Origin of the sequence: Xanthomonas sp. 3075, assembly GCF_014197275.1 — a bacterium.
GTDB lineage: Bacteria > Pseudomonadota > Gammaproteobacteria > Xanthomonadales > Xanthomonadaceae > Xanthomonas > Xanthomonas campestris_B.
The window spans coordinates 29,899-40,836 of record NZ_JACIFI010000032.1; the positions used below are offsets into that span (position 1 = coordinate 29,899).

Below are 10,938 nucleotides of genomic sequence, written 5' to 3' on the forward strand. Positions count from 1 at the left end.
CACCCAGGACGCGCCGTAGGTGCTAACTCAGCAACGCGCCCAGGCGCTGCGCCGCCAGCTTCAATGGCTCCAGTAACTGCGTCTGCATGGTCTGCAGGCTGACGCGTCCGGCCTGCGCACCGATGTTGAGCGCGGCAATCACCTCGCCACGCAGGTTGCGCACCGGCACCGCGATCGAGCGCAGGCCGATTTCCAGCTCCTGATCGGTCAGGCACATGCCTTCGCGGCGCGCGCGCGCCAGGATTTCCAGCAGCGCCGAGGTCTGGGTCACCGTGCGGTCGGTGCGCGGGCGCAGCGTGGTGCGCTCCAGATAGGCCTGCAAGGTGTCGGCGGGCAGGGCGGCCAGCAAGACCCGGCCCATCGAGGTGCAATACGCCGGCAGCCGCGTGCCCGGGCGCAGCCCGATCGACATGATCCGCACCGTCTCCGCGCGCGCCACGTACAGCAGGTCGTCGCCGTCCAGCACGCCCAGCGAGCAGGATTCGTGCAGTTGGTCGCGCAGCCCGTCCAGCACCGGCTGCGCCGCCGCGGTGGTCGCCGAAGACGCCGCATACGCGCCGCCGATCCCCAGCACGCGCGGCAACAGCACATAGCCACGGCCCTGCTCGCCGACATAGCCCAGCTTGGTGAGCGTGTGCAGCACCCGCCGCACCGCCGCGCGCGAGATGCCGGTTTCCAGGCTGATCTGCGACATCGTCACCTCGCGCGCGTGCTGGGCGAACACGCTCAGCACCACCAGACCGCGGCCCAGCGAGGTCATGAAGTCCGGGTCGCCCTGGGCGGCGGCAATCTGCCGCATCAACTCATGCGGCAGGCCGCGCTCGCTCCCGGTCGCGGCGACGGGACGTTTGCGGCGGCTGGCGGTGGGCTCGGGCATCGGATCGCGCGTCAGGCAGGTCCATGCATGGTAAGCGCTCGCGCCAATGCCTGCCTCCGGTCCCACTGTGGGCATCGCATGTAAGCACTTCATCCTGCTTGCCGCATAATCGCTGCTGACTTGTTTCGGATCGGTCCCCCTCGTCCATGAAAACCCCCAAGGGCCTGCAGCCGCTGATCGACGACGGTGTCATCGACGAAGTGTTGCGACCACTGAAGAGCGGCAAGGAAGCCTCCGTCTACGTTGTCAGCGCCGGCGAGGACATCCTGTGCGCCAAGGTCTACAAGGACATGGCGCAACGCAGCTTCCAGGCACGCGTGCAATATCAGGAAGGCCGCAAGGTACGCGGCAGCCGCCAGGCGCGCGCGATGGGCAAGGCCACCAAGTTCGGTCGTCGCGAAGCCGAGACCGCATGGAAGAACACCGAAGCCGACGCGCTCTACCAGCTGGTGGATGCCGGCGTGCACGTGCCCAAGCCGCGCGGCTATTTTCATGGCGTGCTGCTGATGGATCTGGTCACCGACGAAGCCGGCCACAGCGCACCGCGCCTGGGCGAGGTGGAGCTTGAACCCGAGCAGGCACGCGCATTCCACATCAGCCTGATCGGCGATGTGGTCAAGATGCTGTCGCTGGGCCTGGTGCACGGCGATCTATCCGAATACAACGTGCTGGTCTCGCCCGACGGTCCGGTAGTGATCGATTTCCCGCAGGTGGTCAGCGCCGCCGGCAACAATGCCGCGCGCGACATGCTGTTGCGCGATGTGCACAACCTGCGCGACTGCCTGGGCCGCTTCGCTCCGGATCTGCTGGACACCCACTACGGCGAAGAAATGTGGGCGCTGTTCGAAAAGGGCGAGTTGCGTCCGGACAGCGCGCTCACCGGCCGCTTCAAGTTCGACACCAAGCGCGCCGACGTGCGCGCCATCCGCGCCTCGATCGAAGACGCGCGGCAGGAAAACCTCATTCGCCAGCAAGGCCGCGAAGCCGCCGCCGAAGACGACGACTGAGCGCTGCCTGCGGTGCAGCCGCGCGTTGCCAGTGCGGCGGGCGGGTGTTGGACGCGGCCCGGTCAGCCTAGGCCCAGCCGCGACCATGGTGTTGCAGACGCATGCTACCCAGGCGATGTCAGCGTGGCAGCACTGAGAAACTTATCGTCGTGAAAGGTGCGGCGCCGTCATCCCGCACTGCCTGCAGGTGTCATGCCTGCCCAGGCGCCGCGCAGTTGCGCATGCGCGCGATGCAACGCAGCAATCGGTATCGCAGCGGGTCGCTCGCAGCTGAGCAAGATCGCGCGCTTGGCAGACCAAAGCCCTTGTGTATCAAGCTAATACTGGTGCGCCCACACGGTTGGCCGTCATCCGGCCAGATCGTTACTCAAATTAATTGTTATCAAGAATAAGTATCAGGCAGACTCGGTTGTCGTTTCCTCCCAACGAGACCGCCATGTTCGATCCCGACGTCGTTCGCTTGTTCACCGTGATACAGCAGGCCGCCCAGCCGCCGATGGAAACGCTGCCGCTGGCAGAGGCGCGCGCAATGATGCGTGGCATGGGTGCGCAACTTGGCTTTCCGGTGCTGGAGATGGCGCAGGTGCGCGCCATCGATGCCGATACCGCTGTCGGCAACGTGCCGCTGCGGCTCTATCGTCCGCCGGGGTTGAGCGATGGTCCCGTGCCCACCTGCCTGTTCGTGCACGGTGGTGGTGGCGTGGTGGGCGATCTGGACTCGCATGACGATGTGTGCCGGCAACTCGCCGCACGGGCCGGTTGCCAGGTGCTGGCCGTCGATTACCGGCTCGCTCCGGAGCACCCTGCGCCGGCCGGGGTGGAGGACGTCATCGCCACGCTGCAATGGCTGGCCGCGCATCCCGGGCAGGTGGGCGCCGATCCGCAGCGCCTGGCGGTGGCCGGCGACAGCATCGGCGGTGCGATGGCTGCCGTGGCTGCCATCGCCGCGCGCGATGCCGGCATTGCGCTGCGCTGTCAGCTGTTGCTGTACCCGCTGACAGACACGCGCGAAGACAGCGGCGAGCATCCGTCCCGCACGACCAATGCCGACATCCCGCCGCTGACGCGGCAGGCCACGCAGTTCTTCAACCAGCATTTCATCAAGGACCCGGCCATCACCCTGGACTGGCGCGTCTCGCCGTTGCTGGCGCCGGATCTGAGCGGCGTTGCGCCGGCACTGATCGTGCTGGCCGAGCGGGACATGCTGCACGACGAAGGCCTGCGCTATGCCGAGCGCCTGCGCGCAGCCGGCGTCGAGGTCAGCGTGCACACCTTCCCCGGCATGGTGCACGGCTTCATCCAGATGGGCAGCATCATCCAGGCCGCCGACAAGGCCGTGGACATGTGTGCCGAAACGCTACGACAGCGGCTGTTGCCGGTCTGATCCGGCGTGTTGCCGACATGTCGGCAACACCTCAGCGTCATGGCGCGCAGCGTGCAGGTGCACCTACACGCGACGCAGATGCAATCGCGCTGGCACAACGCCCGCGCGATCCGGCATTCGGTGCCGGTGCACTACTTGCGCGTTTAGAAATTGAAGCGGAACGTCGTCATCAAGACGTGGTTTTCGCGGTCCACTGCGCGCGTATTGACGAACTGGTTGAGATACCCAACGTCCATATTGGAGATGGCGTTGAATTTCCAGTTGATGCCGACGAAGACGCGATTCTGATCAATGCCGCGGCGCGCGCCCCATGTGGTCTGATCGAGATTGACGAATAGCTCGTTGAAAAGCACCCAGGACAGTTGCGGACTGAATCCACTCGGGCGGGTGGCGCGGATCATCTGCCGCACACGGTAGCCTTCATCGCTGAAGTCTTCGCGGTGGCGCTGTTCCAGGCGGGTACGGCTGGTGATGCTGACCCCGGCGATCGGATCGAACTGATACTGAAACTGTCCCCACCAGCGATTTTCGCGGCTGGACGGCTGGCCTGCCGGATGGCTGATGATGGTGTCATAGCCCATCCAGACGCTGGCCTTGGGGTTGAGCCGGTAAAACACTGCGGGGCGCAGGATCAATTGATCGAACTGCTCGCCTTCCTCGCGCCAGCGCGGGTGAATATCCATGCTCCAGTACAGGTTTTCGACCGGCAGCTTGCCCTGGGCATAGATACTCAACCAATACCGGCCATCTTCTTCAGTCGTGGCGTGAGCTGTGGAGATGCTTCCCAGCAGTAAAAACAGAACAGGACCGGCGATGCGAAACGTTGCGGTCCGTAGCGTGCCAGATGCGTCCATTTAGTCGAATGTGTCGGCGTTGACAAATCATAGCAACATCTTTTCTGTTTGCATCGACCGTCTGGTCGACCCATCGCGCCTCTGTTCGCCTGCAGCTTCGCTAATCGGGATGTGCCATCGCTTCAGTGCATTCGAGGGCAACACGTGCAGATATCGGGCTAGGTGGCATGTCGGTATTTGCCCTCTGCTTGACCGGACCGATACGCCAACACCGGCAGCGCTGCAGTGACTGGCGGTCGATCGCCGAACGGCAGCCCGCCGCAATGCGTCAGGGCAATGCAGCCTCGTTGGAAAGCATTTGCCGAAACAAGATGTCCAGGGCATCCGAACGTCCGTTGCCGGCAGGCAGGTGTGGCTGCGACGTGCCCATGCGGTCGAGTTCTGCCCCCAGAAAATCGCTGATCGGTGCAATCCGAGGCCCATCTTCCACTTCTGTGGAGACGCGCTTGAGCGCCAGCAAACGATCCACCTCGTTACGCAGCTCACCCTTGGGCAACAGTTCTTCCAGCAATACTTCGAACGCCATCGGCGGCATGTCCTGCCTGCGCTCGATCCATTGGCAGGCCAGCACCGGGCGCAACACGTACAGATACTTTTTGGTGCGAACGCGTTCACCGCGCAGGTAACCGCGGTAGTTGCTCTTGGCCATGTTGAAGTAATGCCACCAGGTGCCAAGCGGCGAATAGAACTGCGTCGAGATCGCGCGCAACTGCGCGACGGCAACCGTATCCTGCCGATAGACCACCGGCGAATGCAGCCATTCCAGCAGCGTCGGATTGGACTTGGAGACCAACCGCAAGGCCTTGCGCAGGTCCCAGCCGCTGACATCCAGATCGTCGGAGATCGGCAGCTCGATGACGTCGCGCTGTGGCTCGCCGGGACCGGTGCTTTCGTTGACTGTCAGATACCAGTCGGGGCGATGGACGTAGACAAAGCGCGCGTCATAATCGCTGTCGGGCGACGAAAATCCCCAGCCGCGGCTTCCCGATTCGCATGCCAGCAGGATGCGGACATCATGCTGCCGCTCGATCTGGCCCAAGGCCGCCAGCACTGCCTCACGCTTGTCCGCTGCGATGGGATGGATGTCCATGACCTGGCTGTCCTGGTGTACGACGTTCCTGATCATAACCAGCCTGCGCACAGGCGTCCCCGCACCGCGGCGGTTATGCCACCTGGCTGCGGCGCGCGCGTTCCAGATGCACCAGCAGCAGCGAAATCGCTGCCGGGGTCATGCCGGGAATGCGTTGCGCCTGGCCGATGTGTTGCGGACGCACGCGTTCGAGTTTTTGCTGCACTTCGATCGACAGGCCGCGCACGCTGGCGTAGTCGAACCCTTCCGGGATCGGTGTCGTTTCCTGGCGTTGCTGGCGCGCGATATCGTCGCGCTGGCGATCCAGATAACCGGCGTACTTGACGCTGATTTCCACCTGTTCGGCTACCTGCGTATCGTCCACGCCCGGTCCCAGGGTCGGCACGCGCATCAGCGTGGCGTAGTTGAGTTCGGGGCGCTTGATCAGGTCCAGCACATTGGTTTCGCGGCTGAGCGACACGCCTAGCGTCTGCGCCACTTCGCGGCCCAGCGCATTGCCCGGCGTCGCCCACAGCGCCGACAGGCGTGCGGTCTCGCGTTGCACGGCCTCCTGCTTGGATGAAAATCGTGCCCAGCGCGCATCGTCTACCAGGCCCATTGCGCGGCCAACGCCGGTCAGGCGCGCATCGGCATTGTCCTCGCGCAGCTGCAGCCGGTATTCGGCGCGGCTGGTGAACATGCGATACGGCTCGGTGGTGCCGTGGGTGATCAGGTCGTCGACCAGCACGCCCAGGTAGGCCTCATCGCGTCGCGGTGACCAGGCCGGCAGCCCCTGCACATGGCGGGCGGCATTGAGGCCGGCCAGCATGCCTTGCGCGGCGGCCTCTTCGTAGCCAGTGGTGCCGTTGATCTGCCCGGCGAAGAACAGCCCGCCCACCGCCTTGGTTTCCAGCGAGGCCTTGAGCCCGCGCGGGTCGAAGAAGTCGTATTCGATCGCATAGCCGGGGCGGGTGATATGCGCCTGCGCAAACCCGTGGATCGAGCGCACCAGCGCCAGCTGCACGTCGAACGGCAGCGAGGTGGAGATGCCGTTGGGATAGATCTCGGTGACCTCCAGGCCTTCGGGCTCGACGAAGATCTGGTGGCTGGTCTTCTCAGCGAAGCGCACCACCTTGTCTTCGATCGACGGGCAGTAGCGCGGGCCGATGCCTTCGATCTGCCCGGAATACAGCGGCGAGCGATGCAGCGCGCCGCGGATGATGTCGTGCGTTTCTTCGGTGGTGTGGGTGATCCAGCAGCTGACCTGGCGCGGATGGTCGCTGACCTGGCCCATGAACGACATCACCGGCAGCGGGTCGTCGCCGGGTTGCTCCTGCATCACGCCGTAGTCGAGCGTGCGCCCATCGATGCGCGGCGGGGTGCCGGTCTTGAGGCGGTCGATCGCGAACGGCCGCTCGCGCAGGCGCGCCGCCAGCGTGGTGGCCGGCGGGTCGCCCATGCGCCCGGCGGCGTACTGGGTCTCGCCAACATGGATCTTGCCGGCCAGGAAGGTGCCGGCGGTCAGCACCACCGCCGGCGCTTCGAAGCGCAGCCCGGTCTGGGTGATGACCCCGCGCACGCTGTCGGCTTCGATGGCGCCGTTGTGGATGATCAGATCGTCCACCGCCGCCTGGAACACGGTCAGGTTGGGCTGTGCTTCGACGATGCGGCGGATCGCGTTGCGGTAGAGGTTGCGGTCTGCCTGGCAGCGGGTGGCACGTACCGCCGGCCCCTTGGAGGCATTGAGCGTGCGCCACTGGATGCCGGCCAGATCGGCGGCGCCTGCCATCGCTCCGCCCAGCGCGTCGATTTCCTTGACCAGATGGCCCTTGCCGATCCCGCCGATGGCCGGGTTGCAGCTCATCGCGCCTACCGTCTCGATGTTGTGGGTCAGCAGCAAGGTGCGCGCACCGGCGCGCGCGGACGCCAGCGCCGCCTCGGTGCCGGCATGACCGCCGCCGATCACGATGACGTCGTAGCGATAAAAAGAAGTGGACATGGGCGTGGACTGAGAAGCGGAAGGAGACGGGCAGGGCGCAGAAGTAGCGGAAGTATCGGCTGAAGGGCCGGAGAGGTCACGAAAATCGAAAAATAGTGATGTTCATCACACTATTGAGTAATGCCACTCAAGTTTGCGGAGTTCGTGCGGATATCCCTCATGCACCCGTCGTGGCATTGCGACATGGGCGCAAGGCTGGAATTGGAACAGGGGCCAGCCACGCGTGCGACGGGTTCGCGTAAGGGTCGGTAGTCGGGGGACTGCCGACCCTTATTTTTTTGCCTTCTTGCCACATTGGCCGAATCCCAGCGATGCCGCCGGGCGGCATGCGCGATGCGGGCATCGCCTGGCGCACGACAATAAAATGCATAAAGCCCCGGCAGGCCGGGGCTTTATGCATTGGAGGCGCCGATATCCGACAGGGCCGGAACAGGGGGGATCCAGATTTCCCTGTCGGACATCGACATAAGTCGGTCAATGAAGCCAGTTAGGTCAAAAAATGACGTAACGGGTCACAGAGTACCTAGCTTGCGGGCAACTGCCGACCAAACGCAAGCCCCCAAACGTTTCATTTGTGGGCCGCGTCGCAGTCAGCCACTCATGGAATCTGCTCGCGCGAGGTGCGGGGCGCCGTTTGCCGCTGGATCTCCCGGATCACCCTGGGCGGTGCGCCGATGCGTGCGGGTGGTCGTGCCGGCTGTGCGCTCGCCGGTGGGCGGTCGGGCTGTTGCGGACGCGGCCCGCTCGGGCGCGAGCCATTGTTGAACGAGCCGTTGCCGCGCGGCGGCCGGTATTGCGGACGGCGATCGTTCTGCCGGTAGTAATAGCCCCCGCCACCGCGATAGACCGGGTACACCGGATAGTCGTACAGGCCGATCGCACCGGCACCATATCCATACGGAACGCCGTAGGGACTGCCGTAGTAATACGGTGAGTAGCCGGGCGGATAGCGATACTGCACGGCAGGGGCGCCGCGGTAATAGCCGCCCGACCCGGTGCGGGTGTAGTCGTAGGTGGCGCAGCCGCTCAAGGCCAGCAGGCCGGCGGCGAAGATCAGACGCAATTTCATGGATGGTGCCCTCCTGCAACCATGATGTCACTTTTGGACCGGTGCATTGAATCGGTCCTTAACTGTGCGGCAATGTGGCGCTTTTTCATCGATCCAGCATGCGCGGCCCCTGTGCGTGTGGCCCGTGAAGAGTGGGGGATACGTTAATCTTGCAGGCATGATCAAGACGGCCCCACTTGCGTATTCCGACGTCCTGCAAGCCGCTGCGCGCATCGCGCCGCAGTGCACGCCGACACCGGTGCTGACCTCGCATCGCCTGGATGCGCTATGTGGCGCGCAACTGGTGTTCAAGGCCGAACACCTGCAGCGCAGCGGCGCCTTCAAATTCCGTGGTGCCTGCAATGCAGTGTGGTCGTTGTCCGACGAGCTTGCCGCCGGTGGGGTGGTCACGCATTCGTCCGGCAATCACGGGGCAGCGCTGGCGCTGGCTGCGCGCACCCGTGGCATTGGCTGTCATGTGGTGGTGCCCGAGGGCGCAGTGGCGGCCAAACTGGCCAATATCTCCCGCCACGGCGCCACGCTGTGGCGCTGCGCGCCCACCATCGCCGCACGCGAGCAGCTGTGCGCCGAGGTCCAGGCCAGCAGCGGGGCGAGCCTGGTGCATCCGTATACCGATCCGGCCGTGATCGCCGGGCAGGGCACCGCCACGCTGGAGCTGCTGCACCAGAGCGGCGGGCTGGACGTATTGGTGGCACCGGTCGGCGGTGGCGGGCTGGCCGCCGGCGCTGCCCTGGCGCTGCAATCGGCGCCGGGCTGCGCGCTGGTGCTGGCCGAACCCAGCGGCGCGGCCGATACCGCGCGGTCGCTGGCGGCTGGCGAGAGGCTGGTCGACTTTGTGCCCGACACCGTGTGCGATGGTCTGCGCGGCACCCTGGGTGCGCCGAACTTCGCGCTATTGCAGGCCGCCAACGCCCAGGTCATCACCGTGGACGATGCTGCGGTGGTGCAGGCGATGCGCCTGATCTGGCAGGTGCTCAAACAGGTGGTGGAGCCGTCGTCGGCGATCGCCCTGGCCGCAGTGCTGGCCGACCCGGCGCGGTTTGCCGGGCGCCGGGTAGGGGTGATCCTGTCCGGCGGCAATGTCGATCTGGACGCGCTGCCGTGGGCCAGCGCGTGAGCAGGCGCTCGCGTGGGCGCGGATTCGGCCTGTGGGGCTGGGGGTGGCGCCTGTGCATGCTGGCGATGATCTGGCTGGTGGGCGTGGCGGGCTGGATCGTCTGGATCGGCGACCGCGACCAGGCCGCACCAGCGGACGTGATCATCGTGCTGGGCGCGGCGGCCTACGACGCGCGTCCTTCGCCGGTGTTCGAGGAGCGCATCCGGCATGCGCTGGATCTGTATGCGCAAGGCTATGCGCCACGGCTGCTGTTCACCGGGGGCTTCGGCGATGGCGCGCGTTTTGCCGAGTCGCAGGTGGCGCGGCGCTATGCGCTGCGTCATGGCATTCCATCCGAGGCGATCGTGATCGAGACGGTCTCGCGCACGACCCGCCAGAATCTGGAGCAGGCCCGCACGCTGATGCAGCGCCACGGCATGCATCGGGCCATCATCGTCAGCGACCCGCTGCACATGGCGCGCGCGCTGCGGCTGAGTCAGGAACTGGGCGTGGATGCGCTGGCCTCGTCCACGCCCAGCACGCGCTTCCGCAGCGTCCACAGCAGCTGGCGCTTTCTATTGCAGGAGGTCTATTTCTTCCACCGCGATCTGCTGGTGCAAGGGGCCTGACAGCGCGCTCTGGCTGGGATGCGTGCGTGCTGTGCGTTGAGAAGGCAGGCGCTGCGCCCCCGTGCCGGCTGTCCGCAAGACTGCGCGAGGTCGATTCGGCGCGCCATCGCTCGCTGCCTCATTGCCGGCACGCACTGCCGGGGTGGCGCGGGTTGCTGGTTGGCCAGACCGCGTGCGCCGCGCAGCCTGCCTCGGCGACGGTCATGCCGGCGCTGCGCAGCCACGTTGGGCATGGCGCATGGCCGACGCATCCATGCCGCACGCGTTCTATGATGCGGCTTTCCCAGCGGCAGGTTCGAGCATGAGCGAGAGCAATCGGCAACGCGCCATCGGCCTGGTCCAGGCCTATTACGACGCCTTCAACCGCGGTGATTGGGACGCCATGCTGGCGTTCCTGGCCGAGGATGTGGCACACGACCTCAATCAGGGCGCGCGCGAGATCGGCCGCGCGGATTTCGCAGCCTTTCTGCAGCGCATGAACGACAGCTACCGCGAGCAGCTGCGCGACATCGCGATCACCGCCAACGACGACGGCACGCGCGTGGGTGCCGAGTACGTGGTGCACGGGGTCTATCACACCACCGACGAAGGTCTTCCCGATGCCACCGGGCAGACCTACGTGTTGCCCGGTGGTGCGTTCTTCGAGGCGCGCGAGGGCACGATCACCCGCGTCACCAACTACTACAACCTGCAGGAATGGATCGCGCAGATTTCGCGCTGAAGCAGCAAGGGGTAATGCTGCCTGGTGGCAGGATAAGCCGCCAGGAGGCACATGGTTGACACGCAGATGCCAACATTGCACGCCATCTAGGCGGTGCTAATTGAAACTGCAACATGCCGTTTGGTTATTGAGATTTCCCTTAGAGCGTGTTATGAACTTTGAAAGAGCGTGGCTGCATTTCCAAGCATCAGGATCGTAAAGGCGACAAAGTGCAAACCGGCCAACGTTTCCGG

General features: G+C 65.2%; 10 protein-coding genes. 5 read left to right on the forward strand and 5 right to left on the reverse strand.

Going from position 1 to position 10,938, the window contains the following annotated elements; translation table 11 throughout:
• Positions 1 to 22: 22 nt before the first annotated feature.
• A complete protein-coding gene (locus GGR62_RS19940; protein WP_184409568.1) occupies positions 23 to 877 on the reverse strand; it encodes an IclR family transcriptional regulator C-terminal domain-containing protein in 855 nt (284 codons plus the stop codon).
• Positions 878 to 1,023: 146 nt separating this feature from the next.
• Here GGR62_RS19940 and GGR62_RS19945 point away from each other — a divergent pair, with 146 nt between their 5' ends.
• Positions 1,024 to 1,884, forward strand: coding sequence for a PA4780 family RIO1-like protein kinase (locus tag GGR62_RS19945; RefSeq protein WP_184409569.1), 861 nt, complete (start codon positions 1,024 to 1,026; stop codon positions 1,882 to 1,884).
• A 436-nt stretch (positions 1,885 to 2,320) separates the two neighbouring features.
• Positions 2,321 to 3,268 carry an alpha/beta hydrolase gene (locus GGR62_RS19950; RefSeq protein WP_184409570.1) on the forward strand — a complete coding sequence of 316 codons (948 nt, stop codon included), beginning with the start codon at positions 2,321 to 2,323 and terminating at the stop codon, positions 3,266 to 3,268.
• Positions 3,269 to 3,411: 143 nt separating this feature from the next.
• Here the strand turns inward: GGR62_RS19950 and GGR62_RS19955 are convergent, their stop codons facing one another.
• The 4 genes from GGR62_RS19955 to GGR62_RS19970 all read right to left on the reverse strand — a co-directional run bounded on the left by GGR62_RS19955 (position 3,412) and on the right by GGR62_RS19970 (position 8,259).
• The gene (locus tag GGR62_RS19955; RefSeq protein ID WP_260306323.1) at positions 3,412 to 4,122 is read right to left on the reverse strand and encodes a DUF2490 domain-containing protein; all 711 of its coding nucleotides are present in this window, start codon (positions 4,120 to 4,122) and stop codon (positions 3,412 to 3,414) included.
• A gap of 268 nt (positions 4,123 to 4,390) precedes the next feature.
• A complete protein-coding gene (locus tag GGR62_RS19960) occupies positions 4,391 to 5,212 on the reverse strand; it encodes a nucleotidyltransferase domain-containing protein (RefSeq protein WP_184409571.1) in 822 nt (273 codons plus the stop codon).
• A gap of 73 nt (positions 5,213 to 5,285) precedes the next feature.
• Complete coding sequence (gene mnmG / locus GGR62_RS19965; RefSeq protein WP_184409572.1) at positions 5,286 to 7,190, reverse strand: tRNA uridine-5-carboxymethylaminomethyl(34) synthesis enzyme MnmG; 1,905 nt, start codon at positions 7,188 to 7,190, stop codon at positions 5,286 to 5,288.
• 598 nt (positions 7,191 to 7,788) lie between these two features.
• Positions 7,789 to 8,259, reverse strand: coding sequence for a hypothetical protein (locus tag GGR62_RS19970; protein ID WP_184409573.1), 471 nt, complete (start codon positions 8,257 to 8,259; stop codon positions 7,789 to 7,791).
• Positions 8,260 to 8,416: 157 nt separating this feature from the next.
• Between GGR62_RS19970 and GGR62_RS19975 the strand changes: the two genes are divergently transcribed.
• From GGR62_RS19975 to GGR62_RS19985, 3 genes are all read left to right on the forward strand, one after another.
• Positions 8,417 to 9,376 (forward strand): pyridoxal-phosphate dependent enzyme, encoded by a 960-nt coding sequence (locus GGR62_RS19975; protein WP_184409574.1) that lies wholly within the window; start codon positions 8,417 to 8,419, stop codon positions 9,374 to 9,376.
• Complete coding sequence (locus GGR62_RS19980) at positions 9,361 to 9,984, forward strand: YdcF family protein (RefSeq protein WP_184409575.1); 624 nt, start codon at positions 9,361 to 9,363, stop codon at positions 9,982 to 9,984. Before GGR62_RS19975 ends, GGR62_RS19980 begins: the two co-directional genes overlap by 16 nt.
• 301 nt (positions 9,985 to 10,285) lie before the next feature.
• Positions 10,286 to 10,705 carry a nuclear transport factor 2 family protein gene (locus tag GGR62_RS19985; RefSeq protein ID WP_184409576.1) on the forward strand — a complete coding sequence of 140 codons (420 nt, stop codon included), beginning with the start codon at positions 10,286 to 10,288 and terminating at the stop codon, positions 10,703 to 10,705.
• Positions 10,706 to 10,938 lie beyond the last annotated feature (233 nt).